This is a genomic window from Propionispira raffinosivorans DSM 20765 (assembly GCF_000381065.1).
Lineage (GTDB): Bacteria > Bacillota > Negativicutes > Selenomonadales > Selenomonadaceae > Propionispira > Propionispira raffinosivorans.
On record NZ_KB905863.1, the window covers coordinates 14,286 to 40,658 of the forward strand.

At 37.8% G+C, this 26,373-nt stretch carries 24 protein-coding genes and 1 pseudogene; 18 read left to right on the forward strand and 7 right to left on the reverse strand.

Annotated features, from left to right (window positions below; genetic code table 11):
- Positions 1-26 precede the first annotated feature (26 nt).
- The 5 genes from F606_RS0116225 to F606_RS0116245 are packed head-to-tail and all read left to right on the forward strand — an operon-like array spanning position 27 to position 5,025.
- On the forward strand, positions 27-812 hold the full coding sequence (locus tag F606_RS0116225) for a TrbJ/VirB5 family protein (RefSeq protein ID WP_019554946.1): 786 nt from the start codon (positions 27-29) through the stop codon (positions 810-812).
- A gap of 4 nt (positions 813-816) precedes the next feature.
- A complete protein-coding gene (gene trbL, locus F606_RS0116230; protein WP_019554947.1) occupies positions 817-1,950 on the forward strand; it encodes a P-type conjugative transfer protein TrbL in 1,134 nt (377 codons plus the stop codon).
- Between the two features lie 9 nt (positions 1,951-1,959).
- The gene (locus tag F606_RS0116235) at positions 1,960-3,768 is read left to right on the forward strand and encodes a transglycosylase SLT domain-containing protein (protein WP_019554948.1); all 1,809 of its coding nucleotides are present in this window, start codon (positions 1,960-1,962) and stop codon (positions 3,766-3,768) included.
- On the forward strand, positions 3,755-4,288 hold the full coding sequence (locus tag F606_RS0116240; protein WP_019554949.1) for a S26 family signal peptidase: 534 nt from the start codon (positions 3,755-3,757) through the stop codon (positions 4,286-4,288). The genes F606_RS0116235 and F606_RS0116240 overlap by 14 nt, the downstream gene beginning before the upstream one ends.
- Positions 4,285-5,025 (forward strand): hypothetical protein, encoded by a 741-nt coding sequence (locus F606_RS0116245; RefSeq protein ID WP_019554950.1) that lies wholly within the window; start codon positions 4,285-4,287, stop codon positions 5,023-5,025. Before F606_RS0116240 ends, F606_RS0116245 begins: the two co-directional genes overlap by 4 nt.
- 39 nt (positions 5,026-5,064) lie before the next feature.
- On the opposite strand, the gene F606_RS21420 is transcribed toward F606_RS0116245, so the two are convergent.
- Positions 5,065-5,643: a helix-turn-helix domain-containing protein gene (locus F606_RS21420; protein WP_019554951.1), complete on the reverse strand. Its 579-nt coding sequence runs from the start codon at positions 5,641-5,643 to the stop codon at positions 5,065-5,067.
- Between the two features lie 77 nt (positions 5,644-5,720).
- On the opposite strand from F606_RS21420, the gene F606_RS0116255 reads away from it, so the two are divergent.
- The 4 genes from F606_RS0116255 to F606_RS23860 all read left to right on the forward strand — a co-directional run bounded on the left by F606_RS0116255 (position 5,721) and on the right by F606_RS23860 (position 9,018).
- On the forward strand, positions 5,721-7,874 hold the full coding sequence (locus F606_RS0116255; protein ID WP_245542134.1) for a DNA topoisomerase 3: 2,154 nt from the start codon (positions 5,721-5,723) through the stop codon (positions 7,872-7,874).
- A 12-nt stretch (positions 7,875-7,886) separates the two neighbouring features.
- Positions 7,887-8,354, forward strand: coding sequence for a hypothetical protein (locus F606_RS0116260; protein ID WP_019554953.1), 468 nt, complete (start codon positions 7,887-7,889; stop codon positions 8,352-8,354).
- Positions 8,355-8,416: 62 nt separating this feature from the next.
- A complete protein-coding gene (locus F606_RS23855) occupies positions 8,417-8,767 on the forward strand; it encodes a transposase (RefSeq protein ID WP_026329449.1) in 351 nt (116 codons plus the stop codon).
- A 2-nt stretch (positions 8,768-8,769) separates the two neighbouring features.
- On the forward strand, positions 8,770-9,018 hold the full coding sequence (locus F606_RS23860; RefSeq protein ID WP_281166778.1) for a transposase: 249 nt from the start codon (positions 8,770-8,772) through the stop codon (positions 9,016-9,018).
- Positions 9,019-9,592: 574 nt separating this feature from the next.
- Here the strand turns inward: F606_RS23860 and F606_RS0116280 are convergent.
- The 3 genes from F606_RS0116280 to F606_RS0116290 all read right to left on the reverse strand — a co-directional run bounded on the left by F606_RS0116280 (position 9,593) and on the right by F606_RS0116290 (position 12,971).
- Positions 9,593-10,108 (reverse strand): hypothetical protein, encoded by a 516-nt coding sequence (locus F606_RS0116280; RefSeq protein ID WP_019554954.1) that lies wholly within the window; start codon positions 10,106-10,108, stop codon positions 9,593-9,595.
- A gap of 55 nt (positions 10,109-10,163) precedes the next feature.
- Positions 10,164-10,592, reverse strand: coding sequence for a MarR family winged helix-turn-helix transcriptional regulator (locus tag F606_RS0116285; protein WP_019554955.1), 429 nt, complete (start codon positions 10,590-10,592; stop codon positions 10,164-10,166).
- Between the two features lie 630 nt (positions 10,593-11,222).
- Positions 11,223-12,971 (reverse strand): carboxylesterase family protein, encoded by a 1,749-nt coding sequence (locus F606_RS0116290; RefSeq protein WP_019554956.1) that lies wholly within the window; start codon positions 12,969-12,971, stop codon positions 11,223-11,225.
- Positions 12,972-13,263: 292 nt separating this feature from the next.
- On the opposite strand from F606_RS0116290, the gene F606_RS0116295 reads away from it, so the two are divergent.
- Together F606_RS0116295 and F606_RS21995 are read left to right on the forward strand one after the other, a co-directional pair.
- Complete coding sequence (locus F606_RS0116295; RefSeq protein ID WP_169558433.1) at positions 13,264-14,295, forward strand: AraC family transcriptional regulator; 1,032 nt, start codon at positions 13,264-13,266, stop codon at positions 14,293-14,295.
- 198 nt (positions 14,296-14,493) lie between these two features.
- A pseudogene (locus F606_RS21995) lies at positions 14,494-15,735 on the forward strand (efflux RND transporter permease subunit); the annotation flags it as partial.
- A 285-nt stretch (positions 15,736-16,020) separates the two neighbouring features.
- Here the strand turns inward: F606_RS21995 and F606_RS0116305 are convergent.
- Both F606_RS0116305 and F606_RS0116310 read right to left on the reverse strand, forming a co-directional pair.
- A complete protein-coding gene (locus tag F606_RS0116305) occupies positions 16,021-16,758 on the reverse strand; it encodes a DUF169 domain-containing protein (RefSeq protein WP_019554959.1) in 738 nt (245 codons plus the stop codon).
- A 201-nt stretch (positions 16,759-16,959) separates the two neighbouring features.
- Positions 16,960-17,385, reverse strand: coding sequence for a MarR family winged helix-turn-helix transcriptional regulator (locus F606_RS0116310; protein ID WP_019554960.1), 426 nt, complete (start codon positions 17,383-17,385; stop codon positions 16,960-16,962).
- Positions 17,386-17,807: 422 nt separating this feature from the next.
- Between F606_RS0116310 and F606_RS22000 the strand changes: the two genes are divergently transcribed.
- Positions 17,808-17,954, forward strand: a complete 147-nt coding sequence (locus tag F606_RS22000) for a hypothetical protein (RefSeq protein WP_245542135.1) — start codon at positions 17,808-17,810, stop codon at positions 17,952-17,954.
- A 104-nt stretch (positions 17,955-18,058) separates the two neighbouring features.
- On the opposite strand, the gene F606_RS0116320 is transcribed toward F606_RS22000, so the two are convergent.
- Positions 18,059-18,952: an AraC family transcriptional regulator gene (locus tag F606_RS0116320; protein ID WP_019554962.1), complete on the reverse strand. Its 894-nt coding sequence runs from the start codon at positions 18,950-18,952 to the stop codon at positions 18,059-18,061.
- A 170-nt stretch (positions 18,953-19,122) separates the two neighbouring features.
- On the opposite strand from F606_RS0116320, the gene F606_RS0116325 reads away from it, so the two are divergent.
- From F606_RS0116325 to F606_RS0116350, 6 genes are all read left to right on the forward strand, one after another.
- Positions 19,123-21,171, forward strand: coding sequence for a beta-galactosidase (locus F606_RS0116325; protein ID WP_019554963.1), 2,049 nt, complete (start codon positions 19,123-19,125; stop codon positions 21,169-21,171).
- A gap of 34 nt (positions 21,172-21,205) precedes the next feature.
- The gene (locus F606_RS21435) at positions 21,206-22,471 is read left to right on the forward strand and encodes an oligosaccharide MFS transporter (RefSeq protein WP_051083363.1); all 1,266 of its coding nucleotides are present in this window, start codon (positions 21,206-21,208) and stop codon (positions 22,469-22,471) included.
- Positions 22,472-23,011: 540 nt separating this feature from the next.
- Positions 23,012-23,236, forward strand: a complete 225-nt coding sequence (locus F606_RS22005; protein WP_019554965.1) for a recombinase family protein — start codon at positions 23,012-23,014, stop codon at positions 23,234-23,236.
- A 75-nt stretch (positions 23,237-23,311) separates the two neighbouring features.
- Positions 23,312-23,476, forward strand: a complete 165-nt coding sequence (locus tag F606_RS23270) for a hypothetical protein (protein WP_154651196.1) — start codon at positions 23,312-23,314, stop codon at positions 23,474-23,476.
- A 444-nt stretch (positions 23,477-23,920) separates the two neighbouring features.
- Positions 23,921-24,748, forward strand: coding sequence for a MerR family transcriptional regulator (locus F606_RS0116345; RefSeq protein ID WP_019554966.1), 828 nt, complete (start codon positions 23,921-23,923; stop codon positions 24,746-24,748).
- Between the two features lie 187 nt (positions 24,749-24,935).
- Positions 24,936-26,351 carry a UbiD family decarboxylase gene (locus tag F606_RS0116350; RefSeq protein WP_245542136.1) on the forward strand — a complete coding sequence of 472 codons (1,416 nt, stop codon included), beginning with the start codon at positions 24,936-24,938 and terminating at the stop codon, positions 26,349-26,351.
- Positions 26,352-26,373 lie beyond the last annotated feature (22 nt).

Here is a 26,373-nt window from a genome sequence, read left to right on the forward strand (position 1 = left end):
CCTTGCAAAGGAGAGGCGTGATTTGAATGGTTGATGTTCGAAAACCGTTTACAGTTGGCATTATTGGGATTTTTTTGTTGACTTTATCAATGACGGCGCAAGCATCGATCCCGGTAATTGATACGGAAAATATTCTGCAGCAGATTAAAACTTATACAGAAACGCTTCAGGTTGTGACGAATACAGCCCAGCAAATTACCTTGCAACTGAAAGAATTAGAGGCATTGCCGGAAACGGTTCTGAATAGCTATAAAAATGCTTTGGATAATAGCATGACGGCTGTAACTGGTGCGATGAAAAAATCTAGCTTCTATACGGAGAATACCGAATGGAATAGTTATTGGCAGAGCACATTTCCTAAGATCGCTGTCAATACATATCCGGAAACATTTTTGGCGGAGCAGAATGTGAATACGACGCTGCAAGAAGTCTTATCCATGAGAAATCGCGATGATGTGACGACGTACCATCAGCTCATAACGGAGCTCGATACATCACGGAAGCGCCTGATGGATCTTTTAGAGTTAAATAAATCACCGGAAGGCAGCAAGCAGGCACAACAACTTGCCAATGAGATTGCGGCAGAAAAGACCCATATCGATAGCATTAATACGGCAATTCAGGCACTGACCGCACAGAATCAGGTCATGAAGAATCAAGCTGAGGTGCTGAAAAAACAGAATCATCAAACGGTTGTGGAAGCTGCAATACAAGCGGAAGATGACGCGCTTACGAAAATGCAGCAGGAAGTGACCAAGACGGTGCCTGTCCTTGATGATCCATGGCAAACATATGGCAATGTAAGGTGGTGAGTGTGTGGATTTTGCGAGTAGTGATTTTCTAACAGAATTACTGAAATTTTTTGAGATGCACAGCATTGCAGGGTTTTTGGCTTTGCAACCCTATGCGTGGCAGCTAGTTTCCGTTCTGGCGGTTATTGATGTTTGTACAACATGGACGCTTTATACGGCGGAACTTCGGATGACCGCCGTGATCAGCCGGGTGATGAAGGTGGGGTTTTTTCTTTTTTTGATTTTGCAGTGGGATAAAATCAATTCGGCGATTCTGGTGTCTTTTCAATATGCCGGATTAACGGCTGCCGGAGTTACACCATCCGGCGATTGGATTGCACCGAGTAAGATTTTGGAACAGGGATTTGAAGTAGTTGGCGGTCTTTTAAAAGCATTTAATGAAACTAGCATTATGAGCAATGGCGGGCTTGGAAAATGTTTTATGTATCTACTGTCTACGATAATTACATTAGGTGCCTTTTTCTTTATTACCCTGCAGATTCTTTTAACGAAGATTGAATTCAATGTGTTCGCTTCTATTGGCGTCATTTTGCTGCCGTTTGGAGCCATTCGATATACCGCTTTTTTATTTCAACGAGTGGTATCTGCCGTTTTCAGTTTTGGCATAAAATTGATGGTCTTATATTTTCTGCTTGGATTATTTAATTCTTTAGCGGGGGAGGTAAAGGTAATTCCGACAACGGAATCGTTTGCAACCATGCTTCGAATATCCTTATCCTATGCGGCGATGGCTTTTCTTACGTGGCAACTGCCGAATCTGGCAGCCAGTATGATGAATGGACAACCTTCCGTGGATGCCGGAGCTGCAATCGGCGGGGCGAGAAGCGCGGGTGTGGCAGCAGCAACTGTTGTAAGTGGCGGGGTCGGTGGTGCGGTAGCGAAAGCAGCATCAACCTATGGAAATGCAAAGGCAACGATGAATGCTGCCCGTACCAGTCAGGCAAGTAGTGGTGGCTCTATTGCCAGCAATTTTGCCCAAACGATGATGCGGCAAAAATTTGCCAATAGCACGATTGGTCGATCTTTGATGCATGGTGCCAATAATGCGATTAACCACCATGAGGATTACAAAAACCTTCGATCGGGCAAAGCTTTTGAACAAGCACAGAAAAATCGCAACGACTATGATAATAAATAAGGTGTACTTATGAGGATAAAACAAATTTGTATAGCGGTAGTCATCTTTATATGTTTAAGTATGCCTGCAACTTTTGCAGAGGCACCGTTTTCCGGAGGCGAAGTGACGGCTCCATTTGGCGAAGAAAATCATATGGGGCATATGCATAAAGGAATTGATATTGGAACAGCCTCGGGAACACCAATTCTTGCTCCGTTTGGTGGCAATGTAGAACGTGGAGCTGGAAATGGCTTTATTTATTGGGTGCTTATTACTGGGGAAAACGGCGAATCACTTCTTTTTGGAGATTGTAATCCGGATACCTTGATTTGTCCGGATGGAACAGTAGTAGAAGGTTCTGTGATTGGCTATACCGGTGGAGATGCTTATGATGGAGAGCTAGGAACATCAACAGGCGCGCATTGTCATGTAGAATATTGGCCTTCTGGTTATTATACGGGGTCAGTGATAGATCCATATTCCAGATTAGTAGCGCTGGGGGTTAATCTTAGCGGAGATGGAATCATAAATCCGGGATCTGGACAACGAGGAAGTGACAATATTTCGTTGCCTTGGGGTGTTGAAACGATGTATCAGATGGGAGATTCCTTAAATCAGCTGATGGAACAAATGGTGACGGCTTTATCGAAGGGCTATAGTGGACTGCAGCGGGCAGGACTTGCCTTGTTGTTTGTGTTGGCAATACTTGATCTTACGCTGCCAATTCTTGTTGCCGGGCTGGAGACTTCGTTGAATCAGGTGATTACAAAAATTTTCAAATATGGCTTTTTGTTTCTGATTTTTACGAATTGGCAGCGGATCATCAATGATTTTTTTCTGAGTTTTGTGAGCTCAGTGTCGGGTACCTTTATTCAAGATTCAACGGTGATTGCGGATAATGTATCACAGCCGCAGCTTTTGATGCAAAAATGCGTGTATATGATCACACCAGGACTCAATAAAATCGCGTCATTTGGTTCAATGGATTTTGTCCGAAATTTTAGTATGATCCTGCCGATTTATCTCATTACCTTTTTGACTATGGGCATCTTTTTCTTCTTATCCTGTTACATCATGCTTGTATATATTGAATTTTATCTTTCGTCTTCTGTGGTGCTTTGTACTGGACCGTTTGCCGCCTTGGGCTTTACGAAATTCGTGGCAGAAGGTAGTCTGGGACACCTGGTATCTACGACAATAAAACTCATGATTTTGTCCGTGATGGTTGGGCTTTGCATTTTTTGCATCAAGGACGCCAAGCCGCAGGATGTTTTTACGATGAAAATACCAGCGGTAACACAGACTGGGACCGGTAGTGTTTCCGGACCAGCAAATTTAGTGGATATAGCTACCGGAAAAGCACAAAAATACAACATTCCGGTTACGCTTTTCTTGGCTCAAATTCAAGCAGAAAGCAGTTGGAATTCGCAAGCAGTGAGTGAGGCTGGAGCGGAAGGCTTAGGACAACTTATGCCAGCTACCGCTGTCGGGCTTGGCTGTTACGATCCCTTTAATCCAGAGCAGAATTTGGAAGCTTCGGCAAAATATATGGAAGGATTGTATGAACAATTCGGGGATTGGAACTATGCGTTGGCAGCCTATAACGGCGGACCGAATAGCATTTCCAAGAATGAGCCGCTTCCGGGCTGGGCACAGGCTTATGTGAATCAGGTCAATGCAAATCTGTCGGGATCTTATACCGTAAATAACGGGATTACGGCAGAGGCGATGTCAAAATATATTTTACTATGTTTATCCCTGATTGGTTTAGCGATCCTAACCTTCCGTGTGCCTAAGTCCATTATGAATGCTTTGGGAGGTCGTTATGAACTTTCTTAAAGGTGGGCAGAGAAAGCTCAAGATCTTCATGATGGGAATGTTTTTGGTGATAGGTTTTTTGATTTTTGTAAATATGCTTGTTGGAAAACTCTTTTATGTCAATTCTACAGATTCTGCGCCAAAGGGACTTTATATGGTTTCACTTAACCAGAAATTGCACTATGGAGATTATGTCATTGTGTCACTTCCGGTAGATGTGCCAAAGCTTCATGTGGAAAAAGGCTTTTTGCTGTTAAAACAGGTGCGAGGATTTCCGGGCGATATATATAATGTGTCAGCTGATGCTTTAGAGATTCACGGGGAAAGATATAAGATTTTTCATCAGGATGGTTTGCCAGAGATTAAAGTAGGTGAAAAACAGGTGATAAAGAATGAAATGCTGTTGTTAAACGATAGGGAGCGTTCTTTTGATTCCCGGTATTTAGGACCAATTCCAAAGAATTTGATTGTAAAAAAAGTAGATTTGCTGCTAGTGTATGAACCATTTACAATGCTTAATAAAGAAGGTGATGATGAATGAAAATCCGTAAAACAGCAGGTATTATTTCTATTATCGCAATATTAAGCGGATCTTCTATGATCGCGCAGGCATGGTGGGGCGATTTGTTATATCCGGGAGCACAGGTTTTTGATGCCAAGCGATTTGCCGACAGCGTAAAAGAAACAGAACAGACGATTGCTGCGGTGCAGAATACCTTAGAAAATTTGCACAACAGGATTTTGCTGATTACAGGTATAAATTCTGAGATGAAAAATGTTTTGAAGGTGGTGCAGGGAAGTGGCGATATGTCAAAAGGAAAAAGTGCGGCAGATCTGGATGCAGTTTTTCGAGAAGTGAAAGAAAAAGCGGATAATGATGAAGCGTATGAGATGGTTCTCTATAGCAGCTTTGAAAGTGCAAATCAAGATGCGGTTGATACAACGCAAAAGGTTTTTCAAAATCAGCAGCTTCGTAATGATGCACAGAATGAAATCATGAATACTGAAATAGAAGGTCTTTTGGGCGAGCAGCAAAAAAAGAATGCAATCGCGGTTTTGGTGGCGTTGGAAAACATCGATCAGACACAGATTGAGGGTTCGCATCTTATGAATCAAATAACCCTACAGGAAGCAGAGTATACGGCAAATCGGATAGAACGGGAAAAAGCCAGAAATGGGGAATTTTACGGCTATGATCCCTACAATCCCAACGCATACGATACGCAAAATCGGGTAGTGAAAACGAAAAATCTTGGCTTCATGCAGTATGGGGAATGAAAAAGAGCAGGGCGTTTGCCCTGCTCTAAGCTATAAAATTCATTTTTCTTGGGTAAAGGAAGCTACAAAGAGCTCCAAACATTGGCGGCAAAGTTTAAGCTTATCATGGGAAAATGCATTTAGTAGCTTATTGATGCGAGTCCTTTCCCAATCCGCAGCAGTATCTTCCAAAACTTGCTTTGGGGAAGACGGTTGGTTGTTTTCTCCATAAAGTAGCCATTCAAGGGAAAAGCCCAGTTTACCAAGTTTTTGAATGACTTCCGCAGAAGGGATGGTACCATGCTCAATCGAGGAGAGTGCCGATTGACTAATGGATAAGTCTTTGGCAAATTCTTCTTGCGACTTGTTGTAGTACACACGAATGACCTTGATGCGCTGTGCCAAGGTATCTGCTTCTTTATCCACGGAGGCATCTTTCGCAGGCGTTTTTCCAGTAAGATAATCGGTTGTCACATCAAAAATATCCGCGATTTTTTCAAGCATCTCTGGTGATGGGTCATCCTTGCCCGTTTCATATAAAGAAATTTGTACCTGGGTTGTATTTAAAAGATCAGCTAGTTCTCCTTGCGTCATCTTACCTTTTCGTATGTCCTTCAGCCGATTTGCAAATTCATTCAATAAAATCACCCACTTATATATTTACCATTAAACGAATATTATATATTATATTTTACCACAACGAAAATAAAAAGGAAGTGTTTGTTTTGAGCAAAGTTACTTATATAGCAGAAAAACCGGATATAGGCAAGGCTTTGGCTGCCTATCTATGGCCAGCTGGAAATTGTCATAAAGAAAAAGGATTTATTTGGCTGGGAGATACGACTGTGACTTGGGCATTTGGACATATTCTGGGACTTGCTTCACCAGAAGAATACGGCGAAGAATATAAGGCTTGGGCCAATTACCCGGTTCTTCCGAACGTATGGAAAGTAAAACCGGCAGCAGCTGCTGTCGCACAATTAACTATAATTAAAAAGATTCTAATGGAGACTGATCTTGTTGTTCATGCTGGAGATCCAGATAAGGAGGGGCAGCTGATTATTGATGAGATTTTGAACTATTTGCATTTTAAAGGAAAAGTACAGCGGATTCTCATTCATGCGAAAGACGATGAAAGTTTGAAACGGGCTTTTTCCCAGATTACAGATAATGAAAGATATAAAAATCTATATTATGCAGGATTGGGCAGAGAGCAAGCCGATTGGCTTATAGGGATGAATCTTACACGAGCCTATACCGTAAATGCAAGAAAATATGGTTATGAGAATACTTTTCGCATTGGGCGAGTGAAGGTGCCCACCTTGGCATTGGTCGTTAAACGGGAAAAAGAGATCAAGGGTTTTCAGCCGACGAAATATTATGAACTAAAAGGAATTTTTGATAAAGATGGTATTCCATTTAAGGCAACACTTAAACCATCGGAAAAACTGCCACTCGATGAAGAAAACCGTATTAAGGATAAAAGCATTCTACAGGCTTTTAAGATGAAGGTCGAAAAAGCATTGGTTATCGTCAAGAATGTGCAGGAAAAGGATATGGTGCAGTATCCGCCATTGCCATACTCTTTGGACACTTTGCAGGTAGAAGCAAATCAAAAATATGACTTTTCACCAAAGGAAGTATTGGCTATAGTGCAGGATCTGTATGAAAAGAAATATGTTTCCTATCCGCGCAGTGACTGTAATTATATTCCTGTATCGCAAAAAGAAGATGCTGCAAGAATTTTACCTGCACTTGCGGCACTTAGAATTACTGGTGCGGATGCCGCCGACACGAAACTTATGAGTAAGGCTTTCAACGATCAGAAAATAACAGCGCACCATGCTCTTATTCCAACGGGTGTTCAGCCGGAAAACTTAACGAAAACTGGGCAAAAAATTTATGCACTTATAGCGAAACGTTATGTGCTGCAGTTCTTTCCGGCACATGAGTATAAAAAGATCACGTTCACTTTGGCTATTGCCGACGAGATCTTTGTGGGTAGTGGTAGAGTTATTCTAAAGCAAGGATATAAGTCTTGTGAACCGGAAGAGAAGGAAACGAAATTGGTAGATGAATCCAATTTAAAACTTCCGACGCTTGTTATAGGGGGGGGAATAGAAAAAGCCAATTACTCCATTGTCGATAAGGTAACAACGCCGCCAAAACGTTTCACAGAAGGTACGCTATTGGCAGCAATGGCAAATATTTGGCGCTTTGTGGATGGGGAAAATCCTAATCGGGAAAAACTGAAAGAGGTTAAGGGAATCGGCACTCCGGCAACGCGGGATACGATTATTGCGGAACTTCAAGCAAATGTAATGAATGGAAAACCAGTAGAACCGTGTATGACAAAAATAAAAAAAGAACTGGTGCCTACAGAATTCGGCACCAGCCTGATAGAAAACGTGGATCAATCGCTTACCTTACCGGATGCAACGGCGGAAATGGAATATGCTTTATCTGAAATTTCGGCAGGAAAGAAAAGTTTGTCTGAATATATGGATGAAATGATTACTATGGTACATCAGAACATCCAGTTTGCTGAGAGTCGGAAGTTTTCGTTGCAAAAAGGTAAAGTGCTTGAATCGTGCCCGATTTGCAGTAAAGGTGACCTCCTTCGGCGCTATTCACCAAAAGTTAAAAAGTATTTTCATATTTGCAGTAATCCAGAGTGTGTTTCACCAGTAACCGGCAGAAAACTTTTTTATGAGGATAATCATGGGAAACCTGTTGTTGTAAAATGTCCGGACTGTGGAACAATTCTTGTTCGTATTTTGCAAAATGGGGTGTTTTGGCTCTGCAGCAAATGCAATAAAATTTTTAATGATAAAGCTGGTAAGCCGGATTTTTCATTAAAGAAGAAATAATGGGAGGTCATTATGAGTACGGAAATAGATGAATTACTAGAAGATGAATATGCGGCGCAACAGGAGGGCGCGTCGCATATTCAAACGGTAGAAATAAGTGGAGAAAATGAAAAAAAGCCAGATATAGAAGTATCTACTTTATTAATCGATATTAGTGAAACTCTGCGGCTTTTAAGTGAGCAGATGATGCGCTTAAATGAAGTAACAAAAACTTTGCCGGAAACAGTAGCGGTGTTAAGAACAACAACAGAAACAGTGCAGTGTATTTCTAATGAGTTGCCTGATATGGTGCGGGAACAGTGTTTGGAAGAATACAAAAAAATTTTTGCAAATGCTGTAAAAAACTATAATAGTATGCAAAAAGCAACTGCTAAGTGGCAGAAATCTATAGATAAAAATCGAGGGGTTGTTTTTAAAATGAGCAGGGCTTCTGCGATCTTAACATCTATACTATTACTTTTGAATCTGTTATTTAGGTGACACAAAACTAGGTGCAGTCTCGTGTTGCATCATAATGTTTAAATCGGAGTAGGGGTGCAACAATGCGGGAAATGATGAAAAATTATTTAAAAGATACGGATCTTAGAATTCAGGATGGATCCGATGTCAAAAACATCATGCGCGACATGATGTCCGTTCTTCTGGAAGGTGCTATTGATGGTGAACTCGATGACTCTTTTGGTTATAATAAATATGACTATAAAAATAAGGATACTGGCAATAGTCGTAATGGGTATTCAAATAAAATAATGCATACGAGTTATGGCGACATGGAAATGGAAATACCGCGGGATCGCAAAGGCGAATACGAACTGCAGATTATAAAAAACATCAAAATCCCCTTACTCAGGATATGGAAGAAAAAATTATTTCTATGTATGCAAAAGGAATGACCATGGGTGATATAGAAAATCATATGCAAGAATTATATGGAATAGATATTTCGGACAGTACCATCAGCCGAATTACAGATAAGATAATGCCGTTAGTTAAAGAATGGCAGGAACGACCACTAGCAGAAGTATATGCGGTCGTTTTCATGGATGCCATACATTATCATGTCCGTTGTGAAGGACGTGTTGTAAAACGTGCAGTTTATATTGATATTGGTATAAATATATGGATGGGCACAAGGATGTTTTAGGTATGTATGTAGGGGAAAACAAAAGTGTCAATTACTGATTATCGATCATGAATGGCTTGAAAAACCGTGGTATCTAGGATATTTTAATTGCTTGTGTTTATGGACTCAGCGTTTTTCCACAAACAGAAATTTCAAATCCGCAATTCAATAAAATTTCTATTCTATATAAAAGCATTGGTAGCTGATTTGAAGATGGTATACGCAGCACCAATCGAAGAAATAGCATTGTTTGAGCTTGAGGGATTTAGAGAACCTTGGGATTGTAAATATCCTAAAATCTACAAATACTAGCATGAAAAATGGGCTTTTTAATCGACCTATTTCAAATATTCATTATAAAAATGCTGTATTTAGCGATGATGGATATTACTAAAAAATAAACAGGGTGCCGGCAAGACTGGAGCCAAATAAGAGCTCCGTTAGAAATTTATTTTGAAGAGCGCCTTTCTGACCAGAATATTTAAAAAGCACATCTTAAGAATTTTAAACTGTGCCTCTAGATATTATATGAAATTAAACTGTTACATTAGACTTTGTGATTTACACAAAACTTGCAAATCTCCCTGTCGTAATTTTAGTTTATTGCTTTTTGACTTTTTAATCGTTTCCAAGGTTTTAATACAGAGATGATTACTAAAAAAATATTTATGACAATTGGAATCATCCCCCATGTCATATGCATTTTCTCAGCGTATAAGTAGTTAGGGTTCATCAAAGCCACCGCATGCTCTTTAACTGAAATTTGCGCCATTTCAGAAAGCCATGGGCCTAGAAAAAAGGTTCCAAATAAGATTAGCGTGACAGTGCAAATCCATTTGACAGTAATCCAACGGAACTTAAAAAATCCCCATGGGGTCATCAGCGAGTACACTAGCCCCGTTAACAGACAACCAACAGCTCCGCCTATTACAACATAATCGTCAATTGTATTGATAGACGCTAGTATTCCGTATGTATGTTCAGGTAAAGCCAATTTATATTTTGTAATTTGGAGTAAAGCAAGCGACATTTGTCCACCAATCCAGGCAGCGACAAATAATAGGTGGAATATTTTTAACCAGGCTGTTTCTTTAATTGCTAACTTTCTCACTATTTTACATCCTTTCATTAAAAATAGTTATTATGACAACTATTTTTACAAAAATTCATACTAAATTATTATAAATTTGAGTTAATAATATTTTCAATTCCTTTATTTTGCATTCGTCAATTGATCTCGTTGCTTTTTCGAGTAACGAGATCGCTTTTGGTATCAATCTTACTCTCAAATCCTTGCCTGCACCAGTCAAAAATATCTGGTATGCTCTTCTGTCAGTAGAGTGATGGCTCCGTGTTATCAACCTTTTTTTTTGTAAATTTCCAAGAATTCGGTTGGTATTTGGCTTATCTTTAAACGTAAGATCCGCTAACTCTTTAGGAGTGACACCATCTTCCTCCCATAAAAAATTAAGTATCGCCCATTCCTCTGGTGTTATATTATCTTCTTTTAACTTTTGAAGAAACTCATTCTTTAGCTTCCTATTTGTTTTATTTAAAATAAATCCTAGAGAATCATCTATTTTGAAATCTTTCATTGTCACCTACACATTCTACAATTTAGTTGTCATTATAACTAAATTGTAACTTTTTCATTACCCATTGTCAACTTATTATAAAGTGTGATATAAATCCATGCCATGCTTTGTAAGGTACGGATTTATTAAATCTTTTAATGCATTATGCAATTCTATTCTGGGGATGTTTTTATCGTAATATTGTGTTGTGCTTTGCGTCCATATATGCTCCATGTATACTATGATATAAGCAAGTGTTTCATATTGTTTTATCGAAATATCCGAACGCATTATTTCATGTTCTCTAAGGTTTAAAAAAGATGACAGATAGTAATGATAAACCGTATACAACGATACTAACACCTCATCGTTTTCACACAGTCTGATGTGGCTGAAAAAATAAAAAAACAGATAGAGAATTATATTAGGAATCAGCTAGAACAAGATCAAATAACAGAATAAATGAGCTTAAAGGAGTTTGTAGGCCCGTTTACGGGTAGCAAAAAGCAAAAGGGATAAATAAAAATCCCCTAGGGGTCGCCCAAAAAAGTAAAACGTTGGTTAGACCATTCGGACTCCCCTTAAGGAGCTTATGTTAGCGATATGTCCTCCAATGGTTTGAGCAAGCCTCCAGTTTAACGTAGGTTATGATTATTTTATCCATAAGCTTTCATTATGAAAATGCTGATCAAATTGTTTACTGAACCATCGTCCGTTCAGTATGTTTTTGATGAGTATGGTTTTCTCTTCAGGCAAAAGGGTTTGATCTGCCTCGATTTCTTGGAGAATTTCATCATAGGAAGTGCGATCATAAGACATGAATATTTCTGCATTGTCTTTATTGGCGTCGAAAATCAGTTGGCTGGGACCTTTTTTCGCCGATTTCCAAGCGTTCCAATTTGTGAGTCCTTTGCCGTTCGGATTTCCTGTCCAGAGGAAATTTGCGATATAAGATTGGAATTTTTTTGTGAGTTCGCGGGCTCCGTTATTGTCGAAGGCTTGTGGATAGGTTGAACGGGGACTGATTGGTTCATCTGTCAGGAACGGCAGGAAAATTCCATGTGTTGCACCGACGAGTTCAGCCATTTCATTGCCGACTATGGATTTATTATTTCCCCATTTAATCATACAGGTATAGATGGGGGCATGATAATTTTCGATCATCTTGACGGCCGATTCTTCAGCATTGAAAAGTCCGTAGAATTTGCTGCCATATTTGATGGAAAATACAAGTTCTTTATGCGTCTGCGAATCAGAAAGTAAGGTGTGATTTTTTGGGGCAAGTTTAAAATAGGGATCACTGACAGTAAAGGCGGAAAATTCATTTGAACCGGTAAGCATAATGACGGGAACCTCGTTATAGGAAGTTCCGTCAAAACCTTGTTTCGGCAAGACGGTTCCGTCTTTATAGAGATGGGGGAACCCACTCATGCGTATGCGGGCATTACCGAAGGTGGTAGCCAGGCGGTCTGCGGAAAGTCCGTAGAGGTAATTACGGACATCTGCATTATCCTGCAAGAGCCAGTGGTAACCTTCTTCTTCTGATGGGACGATGCCGTCCTCTACAACTAAGAAAGATAGGGCTTTGGCGATAATTTTACTGCTGTCCTGCGGGTCAGACATAGTCATGCCGCCGCTGAAGGAAATGGCTTTTTGGTATTTTCCTTTGAAGATTGGAGAGGTCAGCATTGCCATGACATCACGCCCGCCAGCGGAAAATCCAGAAATAGTGATATTCTGAGGATTACCGCCGAAGAATGCGGCATTTTCTTTGATCCAGTCCAGTGCTTGGGAAAAGTCAAGTAAGGTGTAATTGCCTGAGTCCTCTAACGGATTTCCGGTTTTTAATGCAGGAAGGCTGTTGAAGCCCAGAAGACCTAATCGATAATTCAGTGTAATGACAATGCTGTTTGTGTTGATTGCTAGTTTCTGAGGCGCAAGTTCTTCACTTGTACCGGTTTGATTGTTTCCACCATGAATATAGAAAAGAATTGGTAGATTAGTTACAGTTGAATCAGGACGAAAAATATTTAGGTTCAGGCAATCTTCACTGCCTTTGATTGCGTCTTTTGTTCCTTGTATGCCGATATTTCCGGTCTTTACTGCAGAGAAGACACCTGACCAGGCATCAGGCTTTTGCGGAGCTTTCCAGCGTAGTTCTCTAACGGGCGGCTTGGCATAAGGGAGTCCTTGCCAGCTGAGGATGCCTTCGGAACGAAGACCGCTGACCATACCATAGGTGGTGTGCTGAAGTACACCTTGATGATAGGCGGTGGAAGCAGCAGTTTCTTGTTGAATTTGTGCTGCAACTGCCTGTGGCGGCATGACAAACGGCAAGAATAGAGCAAACGCCAAACTTGCTGAAAGTAACGCGCGGGATAATTTTTGGTAATTTTGCATAAGAAAACACCTCGATTTTTATTTTACCTGGCAATATCCATATATTACGAATAATCATAATATTTCGTATACCGTGTGAATTTATGATATACTAAAAAAGATAAATTATAAAGAAATTGGTAATTGATGCAGATTTGGCTATTTAATATTGATATTGCTAACAGGTTGCCTATAGTATAGCATGGCGACGGGGAGTCATATTTTGCTATTTGAGCAGAAAAATCGACTTTTTTTAAGTTTTCTTATCGAGGTGAAAATATTGGAAGGCAGATGCAATCAGGAAGATTCTCTTATGGAGTATACAGAGAGGGAATTTCTTTATCGTGAGTACCATCGCTTAGCACAGCAAAATGATAAATACAAAATAAGGCAACTGTTGAACGCATTACCTCCGCAGTATATTGAACGGAATCGTATAATCTTGCCGGAAATTTCTTCGCCGCGCTTTCGGATAGAAGGCGGCACGATCATTCAGAATGAATTGCTGCACTGGGCAGGCTCTCAGCCGGATATCCTCATGGAAAAGCATCCGCGCTATCTGCCGGAGTTCATCCATGGACATGCTTATGTTGAACTCATGTATCTTTATCGAGGGCAGTGCAGGAACAGGTTTTCTCATACGGTAATGTCAATGAAGGAGGGAGATGTCTGTATTATCGCACCACGGGTAAAGCATGGGGTAAGCATTTTTGATGATAGTATTCTAATCAATATACAAATCAAACCGCAGGCAATTGCTGGGCTTTTAACCGATATTTCTGAGGACCAAAATCCATTGCTGCTATTTTTTCAGCGGAGTTTGCAGGGCGAAAAGCAATTCCCGTATTTGTTCGTACGCACGGGAACCGCTCCTGATTTGCGGGAAAAAATTAGCGATGCATTTGGTGAATACTGTAGTGAACAGCCTTATGGGAGAAAGATAGCGGTGATGTATCTGCAGTTGTTTTTTGCGTTGATGATACGAAAGTATAGCAGCGTCATGGTGGTTGCGGCGGAAGAAAAAAGCAATGCGCATAAAATCGGCTTGATTCTCGACTATATCCAAAAACATTTCCGTGAAATTGATCTGCAGAGTTTAGCAGAAAATTTTCATTATACACCGCAGTATATGAGTAAAATTATCCGCGAGTACACGGGGGTGCCGTTTAGCTGCCTAGTTAGGCGTCTGCGCTTGGAACAGGCAACATATCTTTTGCGCTGTAGCGAAAAAGCAATTCCAGTGGTTGCCAGAGAGGTTGGATACAGAGATACGGATCATTTTATTCGCTTATTTAAGGTACAATATCAGTATACACCGCTGAAATACCGGCAGAGTCATCAATAAGGTCGAGCGGGTATGATAATCTGGACATAAAGTTAAGATTTTTGACAATTTCCTAATTCAGTATGAATGAAAATGTTTGGCATCTAAAAAAGAAGAACATAGAACAGCACTTAGGTTTGCCGTCGGCTTGCTTTTTTAAAATGAATTAGTAAACGTAATTTTGAGTCGGTTTAACAATTTTGAACGCGAGAATGACTTTTTTCTGAATTCGTCATCGTTGCCAAAGATGCTGCAGCCCGAGACCAATTACAGGTCAAGCTAAGTAAGTTAATAAATGATGAATTCCCGAATGTACAAGCTCATTGTAAGGTTATTTTCAAGGGGCCGAGCGCAGACTATCCGGTGATGTTGCGGGTGAGAGGTTACGATCATGAAAAAGTCCAGAAAATTGCAAAACAAGTGGAAACAATTATGATGTCTAATCCCAATGTAAAAAATACACGCTTAAACTGGAATGAAAAAAGTAAAGTAGTTCATTTAGAAATCGACCAAGATAAGGCCAGAAAGTTAGGGATCGCTTCTCAATCACTGGCTATGTCGCTTCAAGCCCAATTATCTGGTTCAACTATTTCTGAATTTAGGGAAGAAGACAAAACTGTTAGTATGGTATTTCGTTTTGACGCTGATGACCGTAATGATTCTTCACGTCTAAAAGACCTTAATATCCATATTGGTAATGGCAAATATGTGCCTCTTGATCAAATTGCTAAAATCAGTTTTGGTACAGAAGAAGGGTTAATTTATCGCTATAATCTAAAACCAATGATTAATGTACAGGCAGAAATTAATCATGGTCTAAGCGGTGACGATGTGGCAGAACAAATATATAATAATCTTGCCGATTTGCGTGCTTCTTTACCGTTGGGCTACAGCATTGACTACGATGGTTCTAAGGAATCCAGCATAAAGGCCTCCAATTTTATTTCTGAACCTGTACCGATGATGATTATTGCGATTATGATTCTACTTATGGCTCAACTGCAGAATATACCGAAGATGGTGTTAACGTTGTTGACGGCTCCGCTTGGTATCATTGGGGTAACGATTGGACTGTTATTAACAGGTAAGCCAATGGGGTTTGTTGTCCAATTGGGGATTTTGGCCTTGGCCGGAATTATTATGCGGAACACGGTCATTTTGATGGATCAGATTGATCAACAGTTGGAAGCTGGGGAATCGCTGTGGGATGCCATTATTAATGCCACAGTTATCCGGTTTCGCCCGATCCTGCTAACAGCGGCGGCAGCAATCTTAGGAATGCTTCCTTTAGTGTCCAGCGTTTTCTGGGGCCCGATGGCTGTGGCGATTGCAGCGGGCCTGTTGGGAGCTACAGTTTTAACACTTCTGGTATTGCCAGTTATGTATGCGACATGGTATAAAGTGCAACAGGGTGCTTCTGAACAGGACGATTCAAAAACTACGAATAGTAGTTCTGTTTGATCCGTATTTTGAAATATACAATTCAAAAGATACTTGATTAATCATTTATATTATAAATTAAGTATTGATGGTGCATATGTGTCTGATGAGTTCATTTCTGTAATGAGAAAGATGTAAGTCTACAGTTGGTATATAACCACCTACAGCAAATTCACCTTATAATTATCTAATCTTTCGATAACATGTAGTGTCCCTATTGATAAAAATAGCACCGCAGGCATCAATCTGTCTGCGGTGCTATTTTTGAAATGGCAAATTGAGAACTTGAGCAAAGTTACAAGGAAATTACTTTTTCCTCATTCTCGCTACTACTTTATGCCACAAGCGTTTTTCCAAGAAACTTCCCATTACACTTTCGTTCATGTCTAAGAACATTTTATACGGCACAGAAAACGACAACATATCAGGATCGACCATGGGACGTACTGTAATATCCGTTAAACCTACTACAGCTCTTGGATTTTCCTTTTGAGCTTCAGCGTAGGGAATCAAAAAGACAGATTGACACCCTGAGCTGAATGGTATCATCACATTTTCATTTCCTGGTCTATAACAGTTTGCAAGTACCGTAAGTGCTGATAACTGGTCAGTGTTAACATAAAATACCACTAACTCGGGTATTTCCTTAGTGGTATCAATTTGTGATAAAGGCTTAAATATGACGTACTGATAGGGGATATCAGTTATTGGTAAGCACTCAACATATTCTACTCCTAGCTCTGGATTTTTTATATATCCTTCCCCTTCAAATAGGCCGTTTTTACCAACTGACAAAAAATATTCAATTCCACCTGGATAATTGGGAAATTGACCAAATCCTAATCCTGTTTTACCGCCAGGACATACTGTTGTTTTACGTTCAAAAACTGATGTTTTCCCCTTTGCTGCCGCAATAAATAACGGAATTGTACAACTCCAATGACCTTCTTTACTCTGAAGTGCTCCTTCAGGTTTTTCATTGCTAAGTAAAATAGCTACAGGTTCATAGCTTAAGTTCAATTCTCTGACCAAACGACTTTCCATCTTCTCTACCTCACTTTACTTTTATAATGGATCTGCAGATATTAGTTGCCCGAATATATTTGTATTCGCATAATGATGCTCCCGTTTTGAGTAATTAACAACAATCCTTACATAGTGACTAAAGCAACGTGATGATGACAAGAGTATAGCTCATTTTTTTGCCATTTTAGTTGTCACGACAACCTAAACAACAAAAAATAATTATGTAAGGTTATCATATATTTGAGTTAACATTTTTTTCAATTCTGCCACTTTATAGTTTTCCATTCCTATTGTCGCTTTCTCTAATAGATGTATAGCTTTTGGAATTAATTGTTCCTGCAATGCCCACCCACTGTCAGTTAAAAATATTTGAAATCCTCTCTTATCTACTGGGTGGTTTTTTCGGACAATTAAACCTTTTATTTTCAACCTCTCAAGAATGCGATTAGTATTCGGTTTATCTTTAAAGGTCACATCTGCCAGCTCTTTAGGGGTAATTCCTTCTTGTTCCCATAAACAGTTAAGTATAGCCCATTGCTCTGGAGTAATATCATTTTCTTTTAATCGCTGGAATAATTCATTTTTAAGTTTTGTATTGACCTTATTTAAAATAAACCCTAATGAATCATCTAATTTAAATTTCATTTACATCACCTATATTCGAGTTGTCTTGACAACTTCATTATATCACATAGTAATTATCAGTCAATATCATACTAAACCAAAAGCCCTCTATAATGTTACTTTTATAGACATGGCCCACTGCCAAAAAAATGTTTACAGCTCTTACAAAGGCAGAGAATCTAGGCGATTCAAGGATTTGTCGTCTGTTCCATTATACCATTCTAAAAGATAAAGCACTCCCCGTTCAAAGGTGTGGATCCTAAAGCTTTCACAAATATGTTTCAAGCGGAACTTGGTAAACCCTACTCCTTATTCATAGGAGGTATCCAACCGTAAGACAAAGAAACGATAACATTCAAGGAGCCACACTTTTCCGATAAAGAGGTTTTTATGCCAGCGGAAAAGTCCTTGAATATCAGAAGTAAATCAAAAGTACATTGCCCTTGGATTTGCAGGAAACTTTGGAACAACTTGATGATGAATATAATTGTATGATGCTGAGCGGCATGGACGTATATTATCAACAAGGTTTTTCCGATGCAGTCCGGTTGATTATGGAGACAATGAATTGGTTACCAACGCGGAGTTAGAAGGATCGGCGCACCCTAGTGATTTGAAAAAATTGTTGGGGTGTTTCTTTTTGCGTACCGTTTTGCAGTCAAAGAAAAAGTCGCATACTCTATAAAAATAATTATTAGGTTAAATTATTGGTGGAGTGAATAATAGCTGAACGGTATGCTATTGGCGAATAACCATTCCAACGTTTAAATTGGCGACTAAAACTAGAAATATTTTGATATCCTAAAGCAAATGCAATGTCACTAATAGAAAATTGTGGATTTAACATCATTTGTTGTGCTTTTTTTAATTTTAAGCGAGATAAGTATTGTCTAGGTGAAAGACCATATATTTTCTTGAAAATACGGAAACCATATCCCGTACTTATTCCAATTTCATTCATAGTCTTTGCTATATTAAATTCATCGTTACTGTTATAATATTTAGTTTTTATGTAATTTGAAACATTATTTAATAAATTAGTCTTTAATATTTCTGCAATAAGTCTTGCATAATATAATTGATTAGCCCCAGTATAGTTTTCATCAAATACAGTTTGTTGATCTAGTATCATTAAAATTTCCGATAGAATAATTTGTATTTTCATTTTAATACTAAATAAATATATATTTGAACTAATTAACATAATGAATTTTTTAAAGTAAGGTGTTAAAGTTTGAGCTTCAGGCGATGAATTTGAATAATGTATAGATGAATTTTGAATAAGTTGTAATTCAAAGATTGGTTCATCTATTCCAAAATGAAAGCAAAAATAAGTTAAATTTTCTACAGCTTTTACACTATGTTTAAACCCAGGAGGAATGAGTGCAAGATCTCCCGAGCATAAGATAATTTCATTATTATTAAATGAAATTTTTTCTGTCCCATCAATAACGTATATGAATTCAAAGGCTTGATGCTGTTCCTCTGGAACATGCCAATCCTCATTCACGCTTTGCATATGTGCCCCAAAAAAATTTAAATTCCAGTCAATTGCTGGTAAACGTTTTGCATTTTTTAAAAAATCCATTTTATCTCCTTTAGATCAGATTTGATCAATTATAGAGCCGAAAAAGCAATATACTATATAAAAAAAATACTATATACTCTTATATAAATCAATAAAAAGTAATAAAAAATAATACTGATTTTTGTGATGTTTTTTATTATTTAAGAATTTTTTTTAGGAGAGATGTAGCCATGAAGCAAATTTTGTATGGGGCAGCATATTATTATGAATATTTACCGTATGATCGTCTTCAAGAAGATATAAACATGATGAAGGATGCCAATATTAATCTTGTCAGAATAGGTGAAAGTACTTGGAGTACATATGAACCACAAGAGGGTGTTTTTGATTTTTCAACGGTTCATAAAGTTTTAAATGCAATGTATGAGGCAAAGATAAATGTTATTATTGGTACGCCAACGTATGCAATTCCTACTTGGTTAGCTAAAAAATATCCTGAGGTAATGATTACGGATAAAGAGGGAAAACGTTCTTATGGAGCAAGGCAAATATTTGATATTACACATCCAACTTATCGTTATCTTTCTGAAAAAATTATTCGAAAAATGCTTCAAGAAACAGCTTCTCATCCTGCTGTAATAGGTTTTCAAGTAGACAATGAAACGAAACATTTTGATACTAGCAGCCAGAACGTTTATATAGGTTTTCAAAAATACTTAAAAGAAAAATTTCATAATGACATAGAAAAATTTAATGCTACTTATGGGCTTGACTACTGGAGTAATCGGATAAATGCATGGGAAGATTTTCCTCCCATAAATACAACGATAAATGGAAGTTTGGGAGCAGCATTTGAGGAATATAAACGTGGACTTGTTACAGAATTTCTAAATTGGCAAGTTAACATTGTAAATGAGTATAAACAAAAAGATCAGTTTGTAACGAATAATTTTGATTTTGAATGGCGAGGGCAATCTTATGGTATTCAACCAAATGTCAATCATTTTCAAACATCAAAATTATTTGATGTGACGTCGATAGATGTTTATCATCCGAGTCAAGATGACTTAACAGGTATTGAAATTGCATTTTGTGGAGATGTTGCAAGGTCTACTAAAGAAAAAAATTATATTGTTATGGAGACTGAAGCACAAGCGTTTAAACATTGGACACCATATCCAGGACAATTAAGACTACAAGCTTATAGTCATATTGCTTCTGGTGCCAATGCAATAGAATACTGGCATTGGCATTCTATTCATAATAGTTTCGAAACTTATTGGAAAGGGTTATTAAGCCACGATTTTAGACCTAATCCTGTATACAATGAGGCCAAACAAATCGGGAAAGAGTTGCAAGCATATGGTTCTCACTTTCTTAACACTAGTAAAAAAAATAAAGTTGCATTCATTGTAAGTAATAATAGTTTAACGGCGGTGGATTTCTTTCCGTACAAGGAGGCATTGGTTGATAATAAAAGATCGGACCATCAATATAATGATATCCTACGTTCATATTACGATGCCTTATATAAATTAAATATTGAAGCTGATATTCTACAAATTGGGGATTGTCGTATTGACAATTATGATTTATTAATAGTTCCTTCACTCTATTCAGTTGGAGAAGCTGATTTAAAAATTCTAAATCAGTTTGTAAAAAATGGTGGTAATATATTATATTCTTTCAGATCTGGTTTTACAAATGAAAATGTTAAAGTCTATACTCATGTACAACCTAGTATTATTTCTGAAGCTTGCGGTATTGAATATGAACTTTTTGTTGAACCGAATAATATAACAATTTCTGGAACATCTAAACTTCCATCTATCAATCAAGATAATATACTTTATTGGATGGAATTGCTGACACCAACGACTGGTAATGTTTTGGCGTACTATAATCATCCATATTGGGGAAAATATGCGGCCATCACTGAAAATTCATATGGAAAAGGTCATGCTTATTACGTAGGTACGTACTTAAATGAGCATGCTATTACTGAATTATATAAATATATTTTGAAATCTGCAAATCTTTGGACGTCTCGTCAAAATACGTCGTTTCCTATAATAAATAAAACGCTTTACACTTTAAATGGTGAAATGTTAGATTTCTATTTTAACTATTCGAATAATTCAAAAAAGGTGATATTTAATTCTTCTACAGGAACATCTTTATTTAATAAAAAGCAATTGTCGCAAGACGATGATTTTGAACTAGATCCATGGGACTTGCAAATATTTATTGTTAATGCTGTTCAAAATGATTCTGAATGAAAAAAATATTTTTAGATATGAAAGGATTTTAAATATGGAAATAATTAAAAACATAAAAATGGAAGGTAAACATTTTTGGGGCTTTGCTTTTATTAATTTAACATATTTTTCTATTTGGTGCATTGTTGCTTGGTATTTAACTCTCTGGATGAGTGAAGTTGCTAATTTGGATAGTGGATTTTCAGGAATAGTATTTTCAACAATGGCAGCAGCCTCATTAATTTTTCAACCGTTTTTAGGTATGATTTCAGATAAATTGCTATTTAGAAAAACTTTAATTCTAACGATTTCTATTTCAGCAATTTTTATTGGTCCATATTTCCAATGGGCATTTATTCCACTGTTAGGTATTAATAAATTTTTAGTGACCATATTTACAGGAATTTTTCTTGGTTTTGTTTTAAATGGTGGTTCTTCTGTTGTGGAGCAATATGTACAGCGATCTGCATTAGCTAATAAATTTGAATATGGTCATGCCAGAATGGGTGGTTCTGTTGCGGCAATGCTTTCTACATTAATAGCTGGTCGTTTATTTATTTGGCAACCATATGCTATATTTTGGGCAGGTTCATTTTTTGGTGTTATTATGACACTTATTCTTATATTTAGTGCAAAAGTTAATTTGAAAAATGCTTCTCTAGTAGGAGATACTTCTAATTCTATTGAAATTAAACAAGTTTTACAAGTTTTTAAATTAAAAAATTTTTGGGCGCTATCTTTATTTTTTATGGGAAGTGCCGCTATTTATGATGTAGTTGATCAACAGTTTATTGTTTTTTTTAGAACTTTTTTTGATACAACGGATCAAGCTACTTTAGTTTATAGTTATGTTGGTTCATTTAATAGTATACTCGAATTTATATTAATGATTCCTATGCCATATATTATTAACAAAATTGGAGCAAAAAATGGTTTGATTCTTGCCGGCTTTGTAGCTGCTGCTAGAACTATTGGGAGTGCGTTTGCACCAAATTGGTGGATTGTTATTTTATTCCGCTTATTGGCAGGATTAGAGATGCCCCTAATTCTTGTTTCAATTACAAAATATATTGCCGGAACATTTGACATGCGTTTATATGCAACAATATACGTACTTTCTGCTAATTTTGCAAAACAAATATCAGTCTTTATTCTGTCTGCAATTGCTGGTAATTTGTATGATATAATTGGATTTCAAAGAGCATATCTATTCATGGGAGTAGCTATATTAGCGATAACTTTCATTACGATGTTTACTCTAAAAAATGAAAAAGATTATACTGATAATACAGTTATTTTAAAAAATGAGTATGATAATTAATAGCGATAATAAATATGATTACAAGGGGCTGCCACATGTTGATTATAGTGATTTCCTTGTCAAGAGATAAAAATGAGCTTTTTATAATGAATCTGATGATTCATGCAGACCATTCAGCATAAGCTAGCTATATTTTCGGATAGTAAGCTTTGGCTGGTGGAATGTGACTAAAAAGCCTGTTTTAAAAAGTATATATTGATAAATGCCCGAAATTAGGTTAAAATTGCGTTTTTAAAAGTTTTATTATGAATTTATAAATGTTTGTAAACACTCCTACTATACTAGAAATAGGTATCATAGGAGTGTTTTTCTGTTTTTAGCGTCAAACTCATTCGAATGATGGTAAAAGTTTGACGTGTGCCTCATTTTGGAAAATGAAGTGTATCAGGATGAATTATCAGGAAATTCAGGATAATTCATAACGTGAGCAAATGATTAAGTTCTCAAATGAATAGAACATTATAGGCTGAGATGATTTTTGTAGTTGCCTAATATCTCCAAGAGCCCCGTGGAGAACCAAACAGCGTAGTGGAGGCTTTTATGAGTAAGATTGCATATATTCGCGTAAGTAGTAAAAATCAAAATGTCGGTCGTCGGCATCAGGCACTATCATCTTATAAAATAGATTGTTTCTTTGAGGAGAAAATCAGTGGAAAAGATATGAACCGACCGGAGCTCAAGGGGATGATGGATTGGGTACGTGAAGGTGATACGGTTTATGTTGAAAGTTTCAGTCGGCTTGCTAGGGTATGCTGTATCTGTTAAAAATTATCGATGTGTTGTTGAAAAAAAGGTCGGGTTTATTAGCTTGAAAGAATCCATTGGCAGAAGGACGGGCGTATGGACGACCCAGAATTGATATCGATGAGATATTCATACGTGTATAAGCAGTGGCGAGAAAAAGAAATAACGGCTGTTGAAGCTATGAGGGTGGTTGGAATGAAGAAAAATACATGGTACAACCGGGTGAAAGAATACGAGGCAGATATTACTTTAAAGAAATAATCAGGATATTAAATGTTCTCTATCGAAAGGCTTGATCGAAACAAGTGGCTTACTTTTTCGTTAAGGCGCAAATAAGGCGCATCTCCTTAATTTTGGACAAAAAAAAGCCTCCGAAAACCTCGGAGGCTTTGATAACACTGGAGCTGATGATAGGAATTGAACCTACGACCTACTCATTACGAATAGTACTTATAAATATTTTAATGCTTTTAAAAGTGTTTGAATCTTTCTTTTTCTTTCTTTGGAGTAAGAATCCCTTCCATATAATTCAGAATAGTCATGATATAGTCATTCACATCTACTATGGGGTGTATGTGATGCTATTAAGTTTAAAAACAATATTAAAATTTTTCAAACTGTATTGTAACTATACTTTTTGTTTTATAGTAGAATTATGATAAAGATACATATTGTATACCTTAATACGGGGGAAGGGGATCCAGCGTGGAATTTTTAATTTCAATTAGTGAAATGGCTAAGTTACATGGATTAACACGGCAAGCTCTAATTTATTATGATGAAATCAATTTATTTAAACCAGTAAAAGTTGATGAGAATGGTTATCGCTATTATAGTAAACGTCAGATTCCTTATTTGCGCGAAATTTGTTTTTTAAAATCTTTGGGAATTAGTTTAAAAGAAATTGTGAACCATTTTCATGATCGTTCCCCTGAAAAGGAAATTGTGTTGTTGCACAAACAAAAGGAAGACGTTTTACATGAGATTGCTAGGTTAAATAAAATTCGGGAATCTATAAATCAAAGGCTCAACATTTATGAGGAGGCAGTAGATGCTGATGCCATGCAGATGCAAGAACCGTTTATCCGTTCTATTGTGGCAAGACAGGCAGTTTTTAAAGAATATGTTCAGCCTATTAATAAAGAAAACCTTCATATAACTTTGATGGGGTTGTGGCGAGAAATTTTTAAAAAAGAAATGGTACCGTCTAGTGGTTTTGGTTCAATAATAAAAAAAGAAGCAATTTTATCAAGGAATCATTTAAAAGGAGCTGGTAGTTGTATTTTTTTGTCGCAATGGAGTACAGAGCATTTGAATACAATAGCGCTTCCAACGGCTGATTACGCTTGTATGTACAAATATGGTATGCCATATGATGTGATACATGTAGAAAACCTTCTGGACTGGATTGGAAAAAATGGGTATAGACTTGTGGGAGATATCGTTGATGTTTGCCTGTTGGACACAACTTTTTATAAGGAGCAGAAAGCTCTTGATTTCTGTATGTTACAGGCGCCTGTGAAATTGCGATAAAGTTTTTCAGAAAAATATAAAAATCTCTTGACTGTATGCTTGCTTTATAGATTAGTATTCAAGTTGTTAAGTGTGTTTGAGTAATTTACAGTAAATTATTTAAAACTATTAGGAGGTTTTTATTATGGCAAATGAAGTTATTGATTTAAGATCTGCTCTGGAATTATTAAAAACTATACCGGGACAATTGGTTTCTACAGATGTAGAAGTTGATCCGGCAGCCGAATTGGCAGGCGTTTACCGTTATGTTGGGGCAGGCGGAACTGTGGCTCGTCCAACCAAGCTCGGACCTGCTATGGTTTTCAACAAGGTAAAGGGTCATCCTGGTGCAAGGGTAGTTATTGGTGTGCTTGCTGATCGTAAACGTGTAGCAACGCTCTTAAATACTAAGCATGAAGAATTAGGTTTAATGCTTCGTAATGCTGTTAAAAATGCTATTCAACCGATTGTTGTTGGCCCTGAAAAAGCTAAATGTCAAGAAGTGGTTTATAAAGCAACCGATCCTGATTTTGATATTCGTAAAATACTTCCGGCTCCGACCAATACTCCAGAAGATGCTGGTCCGTATGTAACGCTTGGTATGTGCTATGCTTCAGACGTAGAAACTGGTGAATCCGATGTCACCATTCATCGTCTTTGCCTCCAATCTAAAGATGAAATTTCCATGTTCTTTACTCCGGGGGCTCGTCACTTGGGAGCTTTCCGTGAAAAAGCTGAAGCTTTGGGTAAACCGTTGCCTATTTCCATCAGCATCGGTGTCGATCCTGCAATTGAAATTGCTTCTTGCTTTGAGCCTCCTACGACACCGCTTGGTTTCAATGAATTGTCTATTGCTGGCGCTATTCGTGGCAAAGCAGTAGAACTTGTTCCTTGTCTGTCAATCAAGGAAAACTGCATCGCAAATGCAGAATATGTAATTGAAGGCGAACTGCTTGTTGATAGACGCATTCGTGAAGACGTTAACTCAAATACAGGCAAGGCTATGCCCGAATTCCCAGGCTATACCGGTCCTGCTAATCCGGCAATACCGGTAATTAAGGTTAAAACAATTACTACCAGAAAAAAGCCTATTATGCAAACCTGTATCGGTCCTTCTGAAGAACACGTGAATATGGCGGGTATTCCTACAGAAGCTTCTATTATTGATATGGTGGAACGTGCTATGCCTGGACGCTTACTGAATGTTTATGCTGCATCTCCAGGTGGCGGTAAATTTCTTGCAGTTCTCCAATTTAAGAAAGGTATTCCTTCGGATGAAGGTCGTCAGCGCCAGGCTGCGCTTCTTGCTTTCTCTGCTTTTTCTGAATTAAAAGAAGTAATTTTAGTTGATGAAGATGTTGATATTTTCGATATGAATGACGTTATGTGGGCTATGACGACCCGTATGCAAGGCGATGTTGATATCATTAACATTCCTGGCGTACGCTGTCATCCGCTTGATCCTTCCAACGATGCAAGTTGCAGTTGGACGATTCGTGATCATGGTATTGCCTGCAAGACCATTTATGACGCAACTGTTCCAATGAAGGAGAAACATCGTTTTGAGCGTGCTAAATTTATGGAAGTCGATCCTAAAAAATGGTTGCCCGATTTTGAAGCATAATTACAAATAATCACAGAAGGGG

Coding starts and splice junctions, on each gene's coding strand:
- F606_RS0116290 (WP_019554956.1), bottom strand. CDS start 12,971: ATGCAAAATTACCAAAAATTATCCCGCGCGTTACTTTCAGCAAGTTTG.
- F606_RS0116310 (WP_019554960.1), bottom strand. CDS start 17,385: ATGAAATTTAAATTAGATGATTCATTAGGGTTTATTTTAAATAAGGTC.
- F606_RS0116320 (WP_019554962.1), bottom strand. CDS start 18,952: ATGGATTTTTTAAAAAATGCAAAACGTTTACCAGCAATTGACTGGAAT.
- F606_RS0116260 (WP_019554953.1), top strand. CDS start 7,887: ATGAGTACGGAAATAGATGAATTACTAGAAGATGAATATGCGGCGCAA.
- F606_RS0116295 (WP_169558433.1), top strand. CDS start 13,264: ATGGAGTATACAGAGAGGGAATTTCTTTATCGTGAGTACCATCGCTTA.
- F606_RS0116325 (WP_019554963.1), top strand. CDS start 19,123: ATGAAGCAAATTTTGTATGGGGCAGCATATTATTATGAATATTTACCG.
- F606_RS0116225 (WP_019554946.1), top strand. CDS start 27: ATGGTTGATGTTCGAAAACCGTTTACAGTTGGCATTATTGGGATTTTT.
- F606_RS23270 (WP_154651196.1), top strand. CDS start 23,312: ATGGACGACCCAGAATTGATATCGATGAGATATTCATACGTGTATAAG.
- F606_RS22005 (WP_019554965.1), top strand. CDS start 23,012: ATGAGTAAGATTGCATATATTCGCGTAAGTAGTAAAAATCAAAATGTC.
- F606_RS21435 (WP_051083363.1), top strand. CDS start 21,206: ATGGAAATAATTAAAAACATAAAAATGGAAGGTAAACATTTTTGGGGC.
- F606_RS0116235 (WP_019554948.1), top strand. CDS start 1,960: ATGAGGATAAAACAAATTTGTATAGCGGTAGTCATCTTTATATGTTTA.
- F606_RS0116240 (WP_019554949.1), top strand. CDS start 3,755: ATGAACTTTCTTAAAGGTGGGCAGAGAAAGCTCAAGATCTTCATGATG.
- F606_RS0116305 (WP_019554959.1), bottom strand. CDS start 16,758: ATGGAAAGTCGTTTGGTCAGAGAATTGAACTTAAGCTATGAACCTGTA.
- F606_RS23855 (WP_026329449.1), top strand. CDS start 8,417: ATGCGGGAAATGATGAAAAATTATTTAAAAGATACGGATCTTAGAATT.
- F606_RS0116285 (WP_019554955.1), bottom strand. CDS start 10,592: ATGAAAGATTTCAAAATAGATGATTCTCTAGGATTTATTTTAAATAAA.
- F606_RS23860 (WP_281166778.1), top strand. CDS start 8,770: ATGGGTGATATAGAAAATCATATGCAAGAATTATATGGAATAGATATT.
- F606_RS0116245 (WP_019554950.1), top strand. CDS start 4,285: ATGAAAATCCGTAAAACAGCAGGTATTATTTCTATTATCGCAATATTA.